The sequence below is a fragment of the Streptomyces sp. BYX5S genome (assembly GCF_054724165.1).
This window is the reverse complement of record NZ_CM138829.1, coordinates 4,251,475-4,268,776: the sequence shown is the minus strand read 5'-3', so window position 1 is coordinate 4,268,776 and position 17,302 is coordinate 4,251,475. Positions and strand designations below refer to the sequence as shown.

At 68.2% G+C, this 17,302-nt stretch carries 15 protein-coding genes; 8 read left to right on the top strand and 7 right to left on the bottom strand.

Annotation, left to right across the window (positions count from 1 at the left end):
• The 3 genes from ACYBSK_RS19490 to ACYBSK_RS19480 all read left to right on the top strand — a co-directional run bounded on the left by ACYBSK_RS19490 (position 1) and on the right by ACYBSK_RS19480 (position 4,828).
• Positions 1-1,488 carry a purine-cytosine permease family protein gene (locus tag ACYBSK_RS19490; protein ID WP_460242634.1) on the top strand — a complete coding sequence of 496 codons (1,488 nt, stop codon included), beginning with the start codon at positions 1-3 and terminating at the stop codon, positions 1,486-1,488.
• Between the two features lie 151 nt (positions 1,489-1,639).
• The gene (locus ACYBSK_RS19485) at positions 1,640-2,989 is read left to right on the top strand and encodes a cation:dicarboxylate symporter family transporter (RefSeq protein WP_460242633.1); all 1,350 of its coding nucleotides are present in this window, start codon (positions 1,640-1,642) and stop codon (positions 2,987-2,989) included.
• A 228-nt stretch (positions 2,990-3,217) separates the two neighbouring features.
• A complete protein-coding gene (locus tag ACYBSK_RS19480) occupies positions 3,218-4,828 on the top strand; it encodes an APC family permease (protein WP_460242632.1) in 1,611 nt (536 codons plus the stop codon).
• A gap of 508 nt (positions 4,829-5,336) precedes the next feature.
• Here ACYBSK_RS19480 and ACYBSK_RS19475 read toward each other — a convergent pair.
• The 5 genes from ACYBSK_RS19475 to ACYBSK_RS19455 all read right to left on the bottom strand — a co-directional run bounded on the left by ACYBSK_RS19475 (position 5,337) and on the right by ACYBSK_RS19455 (position 8,819).
• The gene (locus ACYBSK_RS19475) at positions 5,337-5,807 is read right to left on the bottom strand and encodes a DUF3291 domain-containing protein (RefSeq protein WP_460242631.1); all 471 of its coding nucleotides are present in this window, start codon (positions 5,805-5,807) and stop codon (positions 5,337-5,339) included.
• Between the two features lie 87 nt (positions 5,808-5,894).
• Complete coding sequence (locus ACYBSK_RS19470; RefSeq protein WP_460242630.1) at positions 5,895-6,530, bottom strand: helix-turn-helix transcriptional regulator; 636 nt, start codon at positions 6,528-6,530, stop codon at positions 5,895-5,897.
• A gap of 74 nt (positions 6,531-6,604) precedes the next feature.
• Positions 6,605-7,438, bottom strand: coding sequence for an MHYT domain-containing protein (locus tag ACYBSK_RS19465; protein ID WP_460242629.1), 834 nt, complete (start codon positions 7,436-7,438; stop codon positions 6,605-6,607).
• Between the two features lie 452 nt (positions 7,439-7,890).
• Positions 7,891-8,397 carry a GNAT family N-acetyltransferase gene (locus ACYBSK_RS19460; protein WP_460242628.1) on the bottom strand — a complete coding sequence of 169 codons (507 nt, stop codon included), beginning with the start codon at positions 8,395-8,397 and terminating at the stop codon, positions 7,891-7,893.
• Positions 8,398-8,489: 92 nt separating this feature from the next.
• Positions 8,490-8,819 (bottom strand): hypothetical protein, encoded by a 330-nt coding sequence (locus ACYBSK_RS19455; protein WP_460242627.1) that lies wholly within the window; start codon positions 8,817-8,819, stop codon positions 8,490-8,492.
• A 744-nt stretch (positions 8,820-9,563) separates the two neighbouring features.
• Between ACYBSK_RS19455 and ACYBSK_RS19450 the strand changes: the two genes are divergently transcribed.
• Positions 9,564-12,791: an RHS repeat-associated core domain-containing protein gene (locus tag ACYBSK_RS19450; RefSeq protein WP_460247061.1), complete on the top strand. Its 3,228-nt coding sequence runs from the start codon at positions 9,564-9,566 to the stop codon at positions 12,789-12,791.
• 78 nt (positions 12,792-12,869) lie between these two features.
• Positions 12,870-13,088, top strand: coding sequence for a hypothetical protein (locus ACYBSK_RS19445; protein WP_460242626.1), 219 nt, complete (start codon positions 12,870-12,872; stop codon positions 13,086-13,088).
• A gap of 123 nt (positions 13,089-13,211) precedes the next feature.
• Here the strand turns inward: ACYBSK_RS19445 and ACYBSK_RS19440 are convergent, their stop codons facing one another.
• Together ACYBSK_RS19440 and ACYBSK_RS19435 are read right to left on the bottom strand one after the other, a co-directional pair.
• Positions 13,212-13,661, bottom strand: a complete 450-nt coding sequence (locus ACYBSK_RS19440; RefSeq protein WP_460242625.1) for a hypothetical protein — start codon at positions 13,659-13,661, stop codon at positions 13,212-13,214.
• Between the two features lie 1,023 nt (positions 13,662-14,684).
• Entirely contained in the window at positions 14,685-15,263 is a 579-nt protein-coding gene (locus tag ACYBSK_RS19435; protein WP_460242624.1) for a TetR/AcrR family transcriptional regulator, read from the bottom strand.
• An 81-nt stretch (positions 15,264-15,344) separates the two neighbouring features.
• Here ACYBSK_RS19435 and ACYBSK_RS19430 point away from each other — a divergent pair, with 81 nt between their 5' ends.
• The 3 genes from ACYBSK_RS19430 (at position 15,345) to ACYBSK_RS19420 (ending at position 17,297) form a co-directional block, all read left to right on the top strand.
• Positions 15,345-16,118, top strand: coding sequence for an oxidoreductase (locus ACYBSK_RS19430; RefSeq protein WP_460242623.1), 774 nt, complete (start codon positions 15,345-15,347; stop codon positions 16,116-16,118).
• A gap of 31 nt (positions 16,119-16,149) precedes the next feature.
• Entirely contained in the window at positions 16,150-16,518 is a 369-nt protein-coding gene (locus tag ACYBSK_RS19425) for a VOC family protein (protein ID WP_460242622.1), read from the top strand.
• Positions 16,519-16,703: 185 nt separating this feature from the next.
• Positions 16,704-17,297, top strand: a complete 594-nt coding sequence (locus ACYBSK_RS19420) for a hypothetical protein (protein ID WP_460242621.1) — start codon at positions 16,704-16,706, stop codon at positions 17,295-17,297.
• The last annotated feature ends 5 nt before the right edge of the window (positions 17,298-17,302 follow it).

The window sequence follows — 17,302 nt, the reverse complement described above, 5'->3', positions numbered from 1 at the left end:
ATGACGATTGAGCAGCAACACACAGCGGGGGAGCGGCCCGGCGGCCTCGTCGAGTCCCGCTCCATCGACGTCGTGCCGGACGCGGAGCGGCACGGCACCGCGTTCAGCCAGTTCACGCTGTGGGTGGGCGCGAACCTCCAGATCACGGCCGTGGTCACCGGGGCGCTCGCGGTGGTCCTCGGCGCCACCGCGTTCTGGGCGGTCGTCGGACTCCTCGTCGGGAACCTGCTCGGCGGCGCGGTGATGGCCCTGCACTCGGCGCAGGGCCCCCGGCTGGGCCTGCCGCAGATGATCTCCTCGCGTGCCCAGTTCGGGGTCCGGGGCGCGGTGGTGCCGCTCGTCCTCGCGGTCTTCATGTTCATCGGCTGCACCGCGAGCGGCACCGTCCTCGCGGGTGAGGCCGTCGGCGAACTCACCCACCTGGGGCCCGTGGCGGGCATCCTCCTCTTCACGGCGGTCACCGCGGTGGCCGCCGCCGTCGGCTACCGCCTGATCCACTTCCTGGGCCGGCTCGCCGGGGTGGTGTGCGGCGTGGCGTTCGTCTACCTCGGCGTCCGCCTCCTCCAGCACGACGACATCGGGGCCGTCCTCGCCGACCGCGCCTTCGCCCTGCCGGCGTTCCTGCTCGCGGTGTCCCTCTCGGCGTCCTGGCAACTCTCCTTCGGCCCGTACGTGGCCGACTACTCGCGCTACCTCCCGCGTTCCACGTCGGCGCGGGCGACGTTCGGCTGGACGCTGGCCGGTACCGCGCTCGGCGCCCAGTGGTCGATGGCCTTCGGGGCGCTGTCCGCGGCGGCCGCGGGCGAGGCGTTCGTCGGCCACGAGGTGAGCTACGTCGTCTCGCTCGGCGGGACGGGCCTGATGGCGGCCGCGCTCTACTTCGTCATCGCACTCGGCAAGCTGACCGTCACGGTCCTCAACACGTACGGCGCGTTCATGTCGTCCGTGACGAGTGTGACGGGGATGCGGCGGCGCGGCGCCGTGCCCCACCGGCTGTCGCCGCGCGGGCGGATCGGGTACATCGCCGCGATCATCGTGGTGGGCGCCGGGCTCGCGCTGGCGGGCCGCGGCGACTTCCTCACCACGTTCTCGACGTTCCTCCTCATCGTCCTGGCCTTCTTCACGCCGTGGAGCGCGGTCAACCTCGCCGACTACTACCTGGTCGCGAAGGAGCGCTACGACATCCCGGCCCTCAACGACCCCGACGGCCGCTACGGTTCCTGGCGGATGCCCGCGCTGGTGTCGTACGGGGTGGGGCTGGTGGTCCAACTCCCGTTTATGGCAACGGATCTGTTCACCGGACCGTTCGTCCACGCCCTCGGCGGCGCCGACATCTCGTGGATCGTCGGTCTCACACTGCCGGGGCTCCTGTACTGGCTCCTCGCCCGGCGCGAACGCCACCGGATCCCGGACCGGATGATCTATCCGCAGGACCTCACACCGGATTCCGCTCCCGAGCGGGAACAAGCCGTGCGTCACCCTGCGTGAGCGTGGCCGAGGTGTCGTCTGGAGCAATCTCCAAGATCTCATGTGGAGTTGCTACGGGGTCTTCCGTGGCGGATGAGTGTCAACGATAGTGATGCATCGCGGAATTGATCTTCCGTAATGCAGAAAGTATCCGCCCATGTAGGAGTGCCCCATGGCGCACGCCAACGGAAACATCGCACGCCGCGCAGGCCGTCTCCTGCGCACCAGTCTCTTCGCCCAATTACTGCTCGCCCTGCTCCTCGGCGCCCTCGTCGGACGCCTGTGGCCCGACGCGGGATCGGCCCTGCAACCCCTCGGCGACGGCTTCGTCCGGCTCATCAAGGCGATGATCGCGCCCTTGGTGTTCTGCGTCGTCGTCGCGGGCATCACCAAGGCCGGCGACCTGAAGGCCTTCGGCCGGATCGGCGTCAAGGCCCTGATCTGGTTCGAGGTAGCCACCACCGTCGCCCTGGTCATCGGACTGCTCGCGGGCAACGTCCTGGCGCCCGGCGCCGGCATGAACGTCGACCCCGCCACCCTCGACAAGGACGCCGTCGACGAGCAGACCGGCGGCGGCCACCTGCCGTCCACCGCCCAGTTCATCCTGGAGTCGCTGCCGGACAGCGCCGTCGGCGCCTTCGCCGAGAACTCCCTGCTCCAAGTCCTCGTCCTGGCCTGCCTCGTGGGCGCCGCGCTGCTCCACCTCGGCCAGCGCAAGGTGCCCCAGATCCTGCCGTTCATCGAGCAGGCCCAGGACGTCGTGTTCACCATCGTCGGCTACATCATGAAGCTCGCCCCGCTCGCGGTCTTCGGAGCCACCGCCCACCTCGTCGGCGAATACGGCGTGGGCGCGATGTCGACGTACGGAAAGCTGATCGCCGTCTGTTACGGCGTCGCCCTGCTCTTCCTCGCGCTGCTCGCCCTCGCCCTCAAGGCCGTCACCGGGCTCAGCCTGTGGAAGTTCGTCCGCTACACCCGCGAGGAACTGCTGCTCGCGCTCGGCACCGGATCCAGCGAGACCGTGATGCCGCGCATGATGCAGAAGCTGCGCGCGGCGGGCTGCCGGGACGACGCGGTCGGGCTCGTCCTGCCGACCGGGTACTCGTTCAACCTCGACGGCGCCTCCATCTACCTCTCCATCGGCACCCTCTTCATCGCCCAGGCCGTCGGCGTCGACCTCACCCTCGGACAGCAGGTCACGGTCGTCCTCGTGCTCATGCTGACCAGCAAGGGCATGGCGGGCGTACCGGGTTCGGCATTCCTCGCGCTGTCCGCGACCGCCTCCGCCCTCGGCGTCATCCCGGCCGCCGCGGTCGCGCTGCTGCTCGGCGTCGACCGGATCATGGACTCGATGCGCGTCGCCACCAACCTCCTCGGCAACTGCGTGGCGGTGTTCGCCGTGTCCCGCTGGGAGGGCGCCCTCGACCGGGTCACCGCCAAGCGCGTCATGAACGGCGAGGAACCGGCGGCCGCACCCGCACCCCAGACGCAGGAAGTCACTACCACCACCAAGGAAGGCTGACGCCCCGGCCATCACCGCATCCGCCAACGCCCGCGGCACGTACATGATTTGGCAAAACAAGATTCATACTGCATGGATCTTCGTGCCTCGGGCAGACGGCCGCCCAGAACAGATCAAGCGAGCGACCTCGAAAGAGTGGGCCGCAGATCAGGGACGGATGTGGTGATGGCCACGCTTACTGAGTCTTCGGGGCAGGCCCCGGAGCAACGCACAGCACTACGCAGAGACATGGGTCGCATCAGCCTGCTCTTCGCCGGCGTGGGATCCATCATCGGGTCCGGCTGGCTCTTCGGCGCGCTGAACGCCGCGAAGATCGCCGGACCCGCGTCCATCTTCTCCTGGGCGATCGCCGCCGTGATGATCCTCCTCATCGGACTGTGCTTCGCCGAACTGGGCACCATGTTCCCGGTGTCCGGGGGAGTGGTGCGCTTCCCGCACCTCTCCTTCGGCTCCTTCGCCAGCTACACCATGGGCTGGATCACCTGGATCGCCGCCGCGACGGTGGCCCCCATCGAGGTCGAGGGCGCCCTCCAGTACGCCACCAAGTGGGCGCACTTCACCGACTTCCACGCGGCGAACGGCGCCTACACCCTGACCACGCTCGGCTATGCGGTCGCGGTCGTCGCCATGGCCTTCTTCGTGCTCCTCAACTACTACGGCATCCGCTGGTTCGCCCGCGTCAACAACGTCCTGGTGTGGTGGAAACTGCTGGCCATCGCCCTGGTCATCGTGGCGTTCCTCGTCACCGCCTTCCACGGGCACAACCTCGGAGCCAGTGAGTACGGAGGGTTCGCCCCCGGCGGCACCAAGGGTGTCTTCACGGCCATCTCCACCGCCGGCATCACCTTCTCCTTCCTCGGCTTCCGCCAAGGAGTGGAACTCGCGGGCGAGACCGACAACCCGCGGCGCAACGTCCCGTTCGCCGTCATCGGCTCCGTCCTGCTCACCGGCCTGATCTACGTACTCCTCGAAGTGGCCTTCCTCGGCGCGGTACCGAAGAGCGACCTCCAGCACTCGCACGGCTGGCTCAACCTCGCCTTCGCCAACGACTTCGGCCCGCTCGCCGCCATCTCCAGCGCCATCGGCCTGGGCTGGCTGGCGTACGTCCTCTACGTGGACGCGGTCATCTCACCGGCCGACACCGGCCTGATCTACACCACGGTCACGGCCCGCATCTCCTACGCGATGGCCCGCAACCGCAACGCACCCGCGGCCCTGGCCAAGACCACACCCAAGGGCGCGCCACTGGTCAGCCTCGTGGTCACCTTCGTGCTCGGGCTCATCGTCTTCCTGCCCTTCCCCAGCTGGCAGGAGCTGGTCGGGTTCATCACCTCGGCCACCGTCCTGTCCTTCGGCTCGGGGCCACTCGTCCTCGCGGTAATGCGCCGTCAGATCCCGGACCACGAACGGCCCTACCGCATCCCTGGGGGAGACATCATCCCGTTCCTCGGGCTCTACTCGGCGAACCTCATCGTGTACTGGGCCGGCTGGAACACCAACTTCAAACTCTTCCTCACCATCCTCATCGGCTTCGTCCTCCTCGCCGTCTTCCAGGCCCTCGACAAGGGCGACGCCCCGACGATGGACTGGCGGTCCGGCGCGAGCTGGGTGCTGCCGTGGCTGATCGGCCTCGCCGTCATCAGCTGGGCCGGCGACTACGACGGCGGCCGCGGCTGGATCGGCCTCGGCTGGGGTTTCGTCGCCAACCTCGTCCTCACCGCGGTCGTCTACCTGCTGGCACTGCGCGTCCGACTGCCGCGCGAACGGGTGCTGCAGGGCATCGAGGACGCGCGCGAGGAGTCCCGCATGGAGGGTGCGGAACTCGGCGGAGCGCACTGACGCTCCATCAGTTCACGTGGTCCGCCTGCCAGTCGGGCGGGCGGGCCGCGCGGGTCGGTGTCCGGTGTCGCGCCGTGCTCGTACCTGTAGGTGCCTGTACGTGCCTGTACGTGAAATCGGCACGGATCGCGATATCAACGGCAATCCGCAGCGTTACGGAATCATCACATCATCACGGCCATGGAGGTCCTCGCGCAGGGCAGGCGAAAAGTGAGAAGTCGAGGACAGGGAGCCATCGATGGTGATCGTGGCGCTTTTGCTCCTGCCGACCATGGGACTGCTCTTGCTCGGCATGGACCGTATAGAGGACCGAATGCTCGGAGAGCCGCGCTCGACCGGCGGCCGCCATCGATCGCGCCACCTCAGACTGATCCACGGCGAAGGACCCGGCGGCGCGCACCGACACACCACCACTAGGTCGGAGCGCGAGGCTGCCTGACACGCTGTGGCGACGGCCCCGCTCTCTGCCCCCCTTCCGCGCCCGACCTGCTGGCTCATCTTCACCTCCCTATCCGTTGACCGTCGCGGCGGGTGCGGCATGAGGGGTACGGAAATCGAACGCATGCGGGCCGGGGCCGTGCGCACGGATGTGGGCGACGCGCTCCATGGCCTCGGCGATGGTGGGGCGATGGCCTATGGGGACCCACCACATTGCTTGGTGCGCTTCGCTGAGACGGTGGAACCATTCGCGCCGCCGCCCCAGAAGCCGCAGGTGGTCAGTGCGGTAGGTGAAGTCCCGCAGGGCGTCGACCGACTCCCAGACGGAGCAGTTGATGATCAGCAGGTCGTCGTGGTCGTCGGGCCGGAACCCGGTGGCGTCCGCGCCGCCGTCGTCGACCATGCGCCAGACGAACCCCGGGCTGTCGTCGGCCAGGGCGTTGATCTCGGGTAACTGTGCGACGAAGTCGGCGAGTTCGGGCTCGGTGAGCGGTGTGACGGTGCGTCCGATGTTGACCTGTGCCAGGTGAAAGCCAGTCATGGGGTCAGCATGGCCAACCCCATTTCTAAAGTCAACGGTCATTATTTTTAGAACGCTCGCCGATCCGGTACTCGCGACGAAGAAACGTCAGTGAGCAGCGCGCTTCAGGGCCACGCAACACCCATCGGGGCACGGATCCATGGCGGGCGACCAGGCGTCGGGAGTCAATCCCTCCAGCAGAGCGAGGTTCATGCCGCAGATGAGCGCGGGGAAATCCTCGGCCAACGCATGGAAGGGGCAGTTGCCGAGGCGCAGCGTGTCCTCGTCCCAGTAGGGCTCGTAGCCGCGCTCGCGCAGCACCGCCACGAGATCGTCGGCGCGGGCGTCGCGGTCGGCGGCACCCGCGGCGCGCGCCGCCTTCTGCAACTCACGGTCCAGGCCCGCGTCCTCCGCGAGCCCGGCGAGGAGGTGGCCGGCGGTGTCGTAGGCGCGGGGCGGCAAGGACACGGAGTGCTCGTCGCGGACCCTGCGATAGACCTTCGCCGGACGCCCGGCGCCGGGCCCGGTGCGCCCGGACAGCCGCTTGGAGGAAGCCTGAAGCAGCCCGGCCTCGACGAGCTTGTCCAGGTGGAAGGCGGCGAGCGACCGGGAGATCCCGACGGCCTCGGCGGCGGCGTCGCGCCCGATGTCGTCGTGCTGGGCGGCCACGTGTTGGTAGAGGCGACGGCGGACGGGGTCGGCGAGGGCGCCGAGCGCGGTGAAGGTGGAGTCGTCACTGGTCACATGCCGAGTCTATGACCAACGGAAACGTTCGATAGAGAGCTGCGCCGCGCCCGGTCCCGTGCAAGAGCTCCCGATCAGGGAGACGCGTGCTCCGCTCCGCCGTGCTCGAAGGTGGCCGGTTCGGACCGCTGGTGGGTCACGTTGGCCGCCCGAGCCGCGGGCTGCCGGCCGTCGCCGAGGATCAGGATCGGATCGAACATGACGATGACGGCTGCCAGCACGAAGAAGATCACGGGACCGATGAGCACGGGCAGGAGCAGCGACACCGCGGTGTGCCCGGCAGTCGTCTGACCGCCGCCACTGTGCAGATGGACGCTGATGGCCGCCATGCCCGTGTAATGCATCCCCGAGACGGCGACACCCATGATGAGGCTGGCACCCAGGGACACGAGAAACCCGCGAATGCTGACGGCGGCCCACAGCGCGGCGGTCGCGGCGACGACAGCGATCACCACGGACAGCGCCACGAGAGTCGTGTCGTAATGCAGTTCGCCGTCCATGTGCATCGCCGCCATGCCGATGTAGTGCATGGCGGCGACGCCGAGACCGGTCAGTACGCCCGCGGTGACGAGGACCCCGGGCGTCGCGCCCCGGTAACCCACGAAGAACACGCCCGCACTGACCACGACGATGGCGACGAGCAGGCTCAACAGGGTCAGGGGAAGGTTGTACGTGATGGGGACCTGGGCCACGCGGAATCCCATCATGGCCACGAAGTGCATCGTCCAGATCCCGACGCCGAGACACGCGGCACCGAGCGCGAGCCACGGTGCCTTGCGGCCCGCCGCTCCGTGGAAAACGGTCCGGGCCGTGCACCGCAACCCCAACGCCGAACCAAGACAAGCCATCACGTAGGCCGCCACGGGCGTCAGTAACCCGTAGCTGAAACCGTCCACCGTGCCTCTCATGCGCTGCGTCCCCCTGGTCGCTTTTCCGGCGCTGTGCGCGCTGTGGGCTGAAACGTTATATCGAGGACTCCCTTCCGTGTGGACGCGTCAGCTCCACACAGTTGAACGTTGCGTGATTGTTGTGCGTTTTCCGTTGGGTGGGCGAGGGGCGGTTGCGGAGCGAGTCAACTCACTTGTGAGGAAAGGGTTTTGATCAAGAGAAGGGGAGGCCGCAGCGAGCCTCCGGCGGCCAGGACCGGCGTCTGCGGCGCTGCGTCACCGCCTGTCCGGCGCATTGTGTGAAGACGTGCTTCCGGTTGGGTCTTCTGGTCGGCCCGTTGCCGAGGGCGTACCGGCTGCGTTTGTCGATCACCGCGCGATCGACCTGAAGCCCAACTGCGCCGAAGGCGCGAGGCGTGCGTACCGCACCGTGTCGCGGGTGCCCTACGACGCCGGGGGCTTGAGGCGGCACGTCAGGAGGGGGTGCGGCGGTACAGCTGTCTCGAGCCGCCTTCCGGGCCCGGCGCCGCCATTTCTGCGGGTGTGAACCCCAGACGTGCGTAGAAGATGCGGGCGCCGCTCAGGGCGGACCCGGGGTGGTCGGCGCCGAAGGTGATGACTTCGACCGTCACAGGTTCCGGGGCGAAGCGCTGGGTCGCGGCCGACATGAGTGCGCGGCCCACTCCGCCGACGCGTGCTTCTTGCGAGACAACCAGCCAGTCCACGTGGTGGACCGGACCGTGGTTGTCGTAGAGCAGCCCTCCCAGCAGAGGGCCGCTTTCTGGTCCGCCGCTGGTGAGCGGTGTCGACGGATCACGCTCGGCGGGGCGGGCCACCAATGCGGTGCCACGCCGCAGGTGCGTACGGAGGGCCTCGTGGAATCCCTCCTCCTCGACCATGGGCCCGAACCATTCCTCCACCTGGCCCGCGAGCTGAAGCAGGCCGCTGAAGTCGGTGTCGACCGCCACCTTGATGATCATCACGTCAGTCTGCCACGTCCGGTGCCTTCGCCACCGGCTCGGTCGCGCAATAACCTTGGGAGTGGGGGCAGTTGATGCGGGCACGTGCGGTGTCAGGCAGCGGTGTTGTAGTCCTCCGTGCCGGGGCAGGGCACGTCCTGGTCCGGGGTTTGCCGGGCGAGTTGCTGCCGGCGTTTCTCGTGATGGCGGGCCACGGCCCAGGCAACGGCGGTGATGGGACTCGCCAGCCAAAGGGTGGCCCACACGCTGGACCACCACGTGGGCAAGTGCGCGGCCGCGATGGCGTCGAGTGCGGTGGTGGTCATGGCGGCGGCGACGCTCCAGCACAGGAGTCGGCCGGCGACGCGGGCGGCACGGGCGGCGGGGGTGGCGCTGTGATCGCCGGCGTTGTCGTGTCCGCCCGCGGTGTGATGGGTGTGCATGCGTGCTCCGGTTTGTTCGGCGCGGCTGGGGAGTTGATACGTCTGGCGGGTGGGGCACGCGCAGCCGGAACCTGCGTGGGGGCAGGGGAGTACTGGTGACGCAGCGAGGTGCGAGGTGAGCGAGGCCAGTGTGTGGGGCCGGTGGGGCTTCGCCCAGGGCCGGTACCCGGCGGACCGGATCCGCTCGCCAATTTTTCCCACTACCCACACAGCGTCAAAAAGCGACAAAACATGCGACTATCTCGGGCTTATGACGCGTTCGATCGGTCTATACCTGGCCTGATCTCGACGCCGAGGCGGCCCGTCCGGCGTCCCCATCGCCTCGATCGAACATTTTCAGCCACGTTTTAGCACTCAAATACGCATGCGACGCCTGCTATTTGTTGCCCTGGGGCAACAAACGCGCGGCTCGGGCAGCCGAAGTGCCCCTGTCGCAGGGAGGCTTGTTACCGCCCGTATGGTGCGCGTGTTCGAGGGCAGCGCGGCGGGCTTGTGTGGTTTGTGTGACAGGTTGTGGGCGCCTCGTGACCACTGGGGTCGGTGAGGTCTGTCTTCCTGTGGGGGGAAGCCTTGAAGCAACGCACCCATGGTGCGCGACTCTCGCGTGCCCGGAAGAAGCTGAGATCGGCCACGCTCGCGGTGCTGGCCTCCAGCGCGGTGACCCTGTCACTGCTGCCGGCGTCCGGCGCGGCCGCGGCGGACGATCCGACATCCGCGTGGGGCAAGGACGCCCCGTCGTTCTCGATGCCCGAGGTGAAGGTCGGTACGAACAAGCCGACCGTGTCGCGCGCCGAGCGCGCCCCGGGCAAGGACGTTGCCGATTGGCGCGCATCGCAGAAGAAGCGTGCACAGCAGGGCGCGAGCGCGGCTGCGGCCCGCACGTCCGATGCCCGCACGTCCGATGTCGGGACGACGACCTACGTGCCCGAGGGGCAGGGCAAGGTGCCCTGGCACCGGTACAGCGACTTCGCCATCACCGACGCCCTGTCCGCGCACGTCGACTACTCGACCGGCAATCTCATGCTGACGGCGACGGACTTCTCGATCGCCGGCGTCGGCCGGAAGCTCACCCTGGCGCGCACCTACAACTCGCTCGACGCGCCCTGGGGCAAGGTGTCCCAGCGGTGGTGGCAGCAGTACGAGCGCTACGTGAACGTCTTCGACAGCGAGATCGTTCTCTACGATGCCTCCGGCGACACCGTCCGCTTCACCAAGAACAGCGACGGAACGTTCACGACGCCGTCGGGCTATTCGAAGGACCTGAAGAAGAACGCGGACGGCACGTTCACCGTCACCGACTGGAAGTCGGGCGCGAAGGACACCTACGACGCGAACGGCACCCTGACCAAGGTCACCGACCGCAACAAGGGCACCATCACCGTCACCCAGCACGACGAGGGCAGCGAGCACAAGGGCTTCAAGCTCACCGAGACCCGCTCCGGGCGCTGGATCGACCTTCTCAAGACGGACGCCTCGCAGTGGCAGGCCAAGGACCACACCGGCCGTTCCGCGGTCTTCGACCTCGATGGCGAGGGCAACCTGGCCCGCACCACGGACCCCGAGGGCAAGACCACGACGTTCGGCTACGACTCCTCCCGCCGCCTCACGAAGATCACGACGGCGGAGGGCCGGGTCACCGTCTTCACCTACGACGACGCCAACCGCGTCACGTCGATGCTGCGGGCCACGGATTTCAACGGCTCCGGCCACACCGGGCCGACCTGGACGTACGCGTACAGCGCGTCGAGCCCGACAGCGGCAGGGACGACGAAGGTCACCGACCCCGAGCAGCACGCGACGACGTACAAGCACGACGGCGACGGACAGGTCACCGACGTGACCGACGCGCTGGGCCGCAACCGCTCGACGAAGTTCGACGCGAACCACAACATCGACACCTCCACCGACGCCATGGGCACCGGCACGGACGGCACCGGCGGCAACGTCATGGACTACGGGTTCAACACCCGCAACAACCTCGCCACTGTCAAGTCCCCCACCGGCGGCCAGTCGGTGACGAACTGGCAGACCATCGCCGGCGGCGACGTCCCCAAGGACACGACGAACGCCGACGGCGAGAAGACGACCTACGGCTACGACACGGCGGGCAACACCATGTCGGTCGCCCAGACCGGCACCGGCGGCGGCAACGTCGCCCTGACCCGCAACAAGACCACCCCCACCTGCGGCGGCTTCGAGGGCCAGGTCTGCGCGCAGGAGACGAAGATGTCGTCGTCGAAGACGGTGACGACCTCCTTCACCTACGACGACAAGGGCAACCTCAAGACGGCCAAGCCCCCGGCCCCGCTGGGAGAAGTCACCTACACCTACGACAGCCTGGGCCGTACCGAGACGCTGACGGACGGCCGTGGCATCAAGAAGGTGTTCGCCTACGACAACCTGGACCGCATCAAGACGGTCTCCACCACGAACGACACGGTCCGTTACTACTACGACGGTGACGGGAACCTGCGCCAGCGCGACGACTCCACCGGCACGGTGAAGTACCAGTTCGACCCGCTGCAGCGCGAGACGGTCCGCACGCTCCAGGACGGCTCCCAGACCCTGCTGGCCTACACCCCGGCGGGCAACGTCGACTTCTACCAGGACCCGGCCGGGAAGATCGACTACACCTGGAACGAGGTCAACACCCTCTCCAGCCTCAAGGAACCGCAGGGCCGCACGACGACGTTCGAGTACAACCGCAACGACAAGCGCACGGTCACCAAGTACCCCGGCGGCACCACCCAGACGTTCGGCCTGGACAAGTCGATGCGCCCGGAGACGGTCAGGACGACGAGCCCGAAGGGCACGCTGGTCGACCTGACCTACACCTACGGCTACGGCACCGACGCCGGCACCGACGGCGACAAGATCCGCACGAGGACCGACAAGGTAGCGGGCACGAAGACGACCTACACCTACGACGGTGCGGGCCGCTTCTCCTACGCCGCGGAGAACAAGGGCACCACCCTGAACGAGGCCTGGCAGTACTGCTACGACCTCGCCGGCAACCTCACCAGCCAGGGCGTCACCGAAGGCTGCCCGCGCGGCACCACCTACACGATCAACGACGCCCAGCAGATCACCGCGAAGAACGGCTCGTCGACGAACTGGTCCTACGACAAGGCGGGCAACGAAACAGCCGGCGCCTCCACCCCCGACGGCACCCGAACCGCAGAGAAGTGGACCGACCACAGCCAGCTGATCTCCCTGACCACCGGCGGCAAGACCTACACCGGCCAGTACGGCTCCACCGACCAGAGCGAACGCATCCGCCTGGGGGACACCTACTTCCACAACGGCCCCATCGGCCTCGCGGGCGCTTCGACCGGCGGCGTCGATACGGGATTCGTCCGCGAACCCGGGGGCACAGTCAACTCCATGACCCGCAGCGGCAAGGCGTACTACTACCTCACCGACGCCATCGGCTCCGTCATCGGCGTCACCGACGAGTCCGGCACGAAGGTCAACACGTACGCCTACAGCCCCCGCGGCGTCATCCGGGCGGCGAGCACCGAGACCGTCGCCCAGCCCTACGGCTTCGCCGGCGGCTACGCGGACACCACCGGCCTGATCCACTATCAGGCCCGCTACTACGACCCCAACATCGGCCGCTTCACCCAGCCCGACCCCTCCGGCCAGGAACAGAACCCCTACCTCTACGCCGAAGGCGACCCGGTCAACCGTATCGACCCGGACGGAACCCTGAGTTTGAGCGGGATCGCTGACGCCCTCGGGCCGGCGGGCGACCTCGTAACAGGTGGCATACACCTGGCTCAAGGAGACACCGAAGCGCTCTGGGGTGACGTCGCGGGTGTCGTAGCCGGTGGTCTCGCCGGAGGGGGCTGCCTGGCGGTTGCGGCAGCACTCGCACCGGAAACGGCGGGGGTGTCGCTCGGCGGCTCGTTGAAGTGCGCGGCCATCGGCTGGAGCGCTGGGCAGATAGCTTCCAACGCAGTCGGGGGATAGGGGGGAGCAGGTCTGACCGGATCGTCCTTCAGCCCTGAATGCGGCAGTTCGAGAGTGAGAGAGAAAGAAGGAGAAAACGTGCCACGCGTAGGCTGGAGTCTCGAGCAGCGTGCGGTAGTGAAGCGCTACATGGCCTTCGCCACGGTCTTTGCCGTCGTGGGTGTCCTGCTCGGTGTGTTTCTCATCGTTTCCGGCAACTCCGGCGGCTGGACCTTCCTGGGCCTCATCGTAGTGATCTACGCAGGCGTCGCGATCTTCCTGAACAACATGAGGAAGAAGCAGCCAGGAAAACAATGAGTGCTGCTGTCGACAGTGCGTGATCGGGGCGGCCGCGCGGCCGCCCCGATCACGTCCTCCACGGGCCCCAGCTGGGGACGGGCGGTCTCGTACGGCGTGACCGCCCGCCTCGGCGTCACTGGTTCAGGACCGCGAAGAGTCGAGCAGGTGCTCAGTCTTCGAGCCCTCGGCCGTTGCCGCTTGCGAGCCATCCGTGCGACGCGGGGCGAACGCCAGGCACGCCGCGGCGGCCACGACGAGAATGACCCCCACGACGGCCATGGCGTCGGTGAAGCCGGTCATGAACGCCTGGCGTACTTCGTTGGCAAGCCGGAGTCCGTCGGCCCCCATACGGGTGGCGACCTCCAGGCCGCCGGCGGCCGAGTGGCGCACTGATTCCGCGGCCTCAGCCGGGAGTTGACCGAGACTGTCCGGGAGCGCGGAGCGGTACTGGCCGGCGAAGACCGAACCCATCAGGGCGATGCCGATGGCGGAGCCGACCTCGCGGGTGGTGTCGTTCATCGCCGAGGCCACTCCCTGGCTGTCGGGCCCCAGGGAGTCGACGATGGCGCTGGTCCCGGTCGAGCTGCTCAACCCCATGCCGATGCCGGCGAGAACCAGGCCGCCGACGAAAGGCAGATATCCGCTGTCGGTGTCGAGTTGGCTCGTCCCGTACCCGGGAGGGCGTGGTGGCGCAGAACGAATGACTGCGCGAACTGCTGCCGGCCGGGCCTTTGTGTCACGGCGACGGCGTTGCCCGCTGAGTATCACGCCGGGCCCGGCCAATCTGCTTGCCCGCGAACGCCCCGGCCGCGACTGTTCCGAGGAGAGGAAGAACCGGAATCAGCATCCACGTACCCCACGCAACGAAGCCCGTTCCCACAGGCTCGTAGCTGCCCCACGGCTTCCGCGCAGCTCGAACGACTTCCCCCTGGTGGCCTTCGTACCGGAGTTTCACGGTGTGCGTCTTGGAGTCCATCCGAGGGCCACTGCACACCGAGTGGCTCCCTGCGCGCCCACCGCCCTCTTGATGGCACTCTGCGATCCGAACCTGAACAGAATCGCCCAGCAACCCCAGCCGAGCGAGGCCTGTCATCACAGTCCATGCCGTGACCGCGGCACAGACAAGGGTGAGCACGCTGTAGCCGCCGATCGCGCGCCGCCGCCCCCTAGCCATGGGCACAGGATGCCGGAAGCGTGATCCACGCGGTAGCCATGTGCGGCACTCGGCGACAGGTCAAACGAGGAACGCCCGGACCGTCCTGATCCGGAGGCGTTCCCTTCGTGTGGTTGCGGAAGTCTGCCCGTACTCGTCGCCGCCCTTGCCGCTAAGCCAGGACGAATAGCCGAAACAGCCCCCGCACGACGCACGCCCAGCCGGTCAGTTGGACTGTCTCCGCCAGGAGCGGATGCAAGCCCAACGCGACGAAGACCCAACCGGTCAGCCGGACAGGTCCGCCGTACCGTAGCTCCGCTGCTGCAGAAGGTGGCCCTGCCAGCCCCACGCAGGGGATAGCGAGGGTGAGGGAGATGAGCCAGTCCACGTTCGCACGATAGGCGCGAGTCGATCGATGGATCCAGAGGGGCGTGCCCCCAACCGGCCGCGCGGTCCCCGACTCAAAGTGCCTCCGCGGCACCGTGCCGCAGGCCGTCGAAGAGGAGGGCGGTGATCTGCCGGGCCTCCACCAGCCACCCCTCCGTGGCGCGCATCCCGCAGATTCCGCCCAGGGCACGCAACAGAGTTGAGCCCGTGACGTCGTCGCGGACGGTGCCCGCCGCGCTGCCGGCTTCGAGGAGCAGGGAGAGGGCGTCGGCCATGCGGGTGCGTGCGTCGTCGAAGACCGGCGAGTCCGTCGCCATGATGCTCTCCAGCACGCTGGACATCCCCTTGCCCACCGCCGCGTGGTCCACGAGGAGCAGCAGGAACCGCCGCAGCGCCTCCTCGGGGGCATTTTGGCCCAGCAGGGCGCCGGGCGCGGCGCACAGGTCGTCCACCTCTTTCCGGTAGACCTCCTCGATCAGCGCTTCGCGCGTTTCGAAGTGGCGGTACAGCGTTCCGACGGCGACACCGGCGCTGCGGGCGATGTCCTCGACGTGAGCGTCGGTGTCGCCGCCGAGGAACGCCTGGCGGGCCGCGGACAGCAGTGCCTCGCGGTTGCGTCGCGCGTCGGCGCGCAGCGGGCGTGATGCCGGCAAGAGAACCTCCGTAAGGTGAGTCTGGTTCCGTTTACGTGTACCGTTTCCGGAGTCGGGTTCATCTTACGGAGGGGAGACCCCATGGCCATCATCGACAACAGCCTCGACGGCCTGCGCGTACTGGTCACCGGCGGCAGCCGAGGCCTGGGCGCGGCGACCGTGCGCCGCTTCGTCGCGGCGGGCGCGACCGTGCTGACGGCCTCGCGCAGCCGACCCGAGAAGGACAGCGGTGCCACCTTCCTCGCGGCGGACCTCTCCACGCACCAGGGTGTGGCCGAACTCGGCCGCCGGGTCGTCGACCAGGTGGGCGGTGTGGACGTGCTCGTGAACAACGCGGGCGCGGCGAGCGCCCCGGCGCCGACCCTGAGCCGGTCGGACGCATCCTGGCAGGCGGATCTGGAGATGAACCTCCTCAGCGCCGTGCGCCTGGACCGGGCCCTGGTGCCGGGAATGGTTGAGCGGGGCTCCGGCGTCGTCGTGCACGTCTCCTCGATCGCCAGCCAACTGCCTCAGCGCACCGAGGCGTCCTACGCCGCCGCCAAGGCCGCGCTCAACACCTACAGCCGTGAACTGGCCACTGAGGTCGGCGAGCACGGCGTGCGCGTGGTCTGCGTCCTCCCCGGCTTCGTCGTCACCGACGGCGCCACCACCCACCTGAAGCACATGGCCGAGAAGCAGGGCATGACCACCGAAGAGGTCACCCAGCGGATCGTTGACCACCTGAACGTCCCCATGGGCCGCCCCGGAGACCCCGAGGATGTCGCGGAGATGATCGCCTTCCTCGCCTCCGGCCGCGCGAAATGGCTCACCGGGGCGCAGTTCCGCGTCGACGGCGGCATCATCCCGACCGTCTGAGCAACCACCGACCGTACGAACAGGACACCCCATGCCCCTCACCCTGAGCTCCGTGATCATCGACGCCGCCGACATCGAGAAGGAAAGCTCCTTCTGGCACCGGCTGCTCGGCGGCTCCCTCACCCCCACACCGACCCACCACTTCATCCAGGCCCCCGGCCTCCCGGTGATCGTCGTCCAGTCCGCCCCCGGGCACACCACCCCGAACTGGCCGGACGGCACCTCCCAGCAGATGCACCTCGACTTCGGCGTCGACGACCTCGCCACCGCCGACCGCACGGCCACCGACGCCGGCGCCACCCGACTGCGCCCCACCGACAAGACCACCCCGGAAACCCGCACCGGTAGCCGCGTCTACGCCAGCCCGGCCGGACACCCTTTCTGCCTGCGTACGGCCTGAGAACCAGCGGCCAACCGAATTGGTGCGAGCCGAGCTGGATGGTGACACCTGGGCTGAGACCGAGCGGCGCATGATTCGAGTGCCCGGACGGGGGGCATGAGCTGCGGTCGTGGGCGCGATCTGCTCAACTGAGGCCATCGTGCAACTCCTGCCACCGCCAGGAGACCGTGGTCCAGAATCAACGCATGGACGTCCCCGGGCTACTGGAAGCCGCCTCCCTCCTGGTCCCCGCAGCGATCGCCACGGAGAACGACATCACGATCGACGACGTCTGGAACCACCTCGCCCACGATGAGTGGGAAGTGGCCCTCGGAGTCCTGGAGGAACTCGGCGACGGCCACCCGCTTCCACGCGACTTCTGGGAAAGCCTCGCCACGGCCGCCGAGCAGATGCGGATGGAGCGAAGCGCGGCCTGGTGCCATTGGCGCTGCTACGAGGCCCGCAACGGGATGATCCGCGCCGACCTCACGCTTCGGCCGGCCAGCGAGAACCGACGGCAGACACACTTCTCCGGAGCCGGTGTCCTGCGGCCGATGTGGAACATCGGACATCACACTCCAACCGGTGAGGAGGAGCTCAACATCGCACGCCTGTGGGTCGAGTTCACCCCCACACTGGGGCCCGGCGAGCGTTCCTCGGTGCGACTTGCACCCCTTGACCCCTCGCAATGGCGGCACCTCCAGCCCGGCCAAACGATCACGATGCACGAGGACCGAACCATCGGAGGTACGGCCGTCATCCTGGAAGTCCAGGGGCCCACGGCCGAGTTCGCCCCATAGGACCT

Coding starts and splice junctions, on each gene's coding strand:
- ACYBSK_RS19490 (WP_460242634.1), top strand. CDS start 1: ATGACGATTGAGCAGCAACACACAGCGGGGGAGCGGCCCGGCGGCCTC.
- ACYBSK_RS19485 (WP_460242633.1), top strand. CDS start 1,640: ATGGCGCACGCCAACGGAAACATCGCACGCCGCGCAGGCCGTCTCCTG.
- ACYBSK_RS19480 (WP_460242632.1), top strand. CDS start 3,218: ATGGGTCGCATCAGCCTGCTCTTCGCCGGCGTGGGATCCATCATCGGG.
- ACYBSK_RS19475 (WP_460242631.1), bottom strand. CDS start 5,807: ATGACTGGCTTTCACCTGGCACAGGTCAACATCGGACGCACCGTCACA.
- ACYBSK_RS19465 (WP_460242629.1), bottom strand. CDS start 7,438: ATGAGAGGCACGGTGGACGGTTTCAGCTACGGGTTACTGACGCCCGTG.
- ACYBSK_RS19460 (WP_460242628.1), bottom strand. CDS start 8,397: ATGATCATCAAGGTGGCGGTCGACACCGACTTCAGCGGCCTGCTTCAG.
- ACYBSK_RS19455 (WP_460242627.1), bottom strand. CDS start 8,819: ATGCACACCCATCACACCGCGGGCGGACACGACAACGCCGGCGATCAC.
- ACYBSK_RS19450 (WP_460247061.1), top strand. CDS start 9,564: ATGCCCGAGGTGAAGGTCGGTACGAACAAGCCGACCGTGTCGCGCGCC.
- ACYBSK_RS19430 (WP_460242623.1), top strand. CDS start 15,345: ATGGCCATCATCGACAACAGCCTCGACGGCCTGCGCGTACTGGTCACC.
- ACYBSK_RS19425 (WP_460242622.1), top strand. CDS start 16,150: ATGCCCCTCACCCTGAGCTCCGTGATCATCGACGCCGCCGACATCGAG.
- ACYBSK_RS19420 (WP_460242621.1), top strand. CDS start 16,704: ATGGACGTCCCCGGGCTACTGGAAGCCGCCTCCCTCCTGGTCCCCGCA.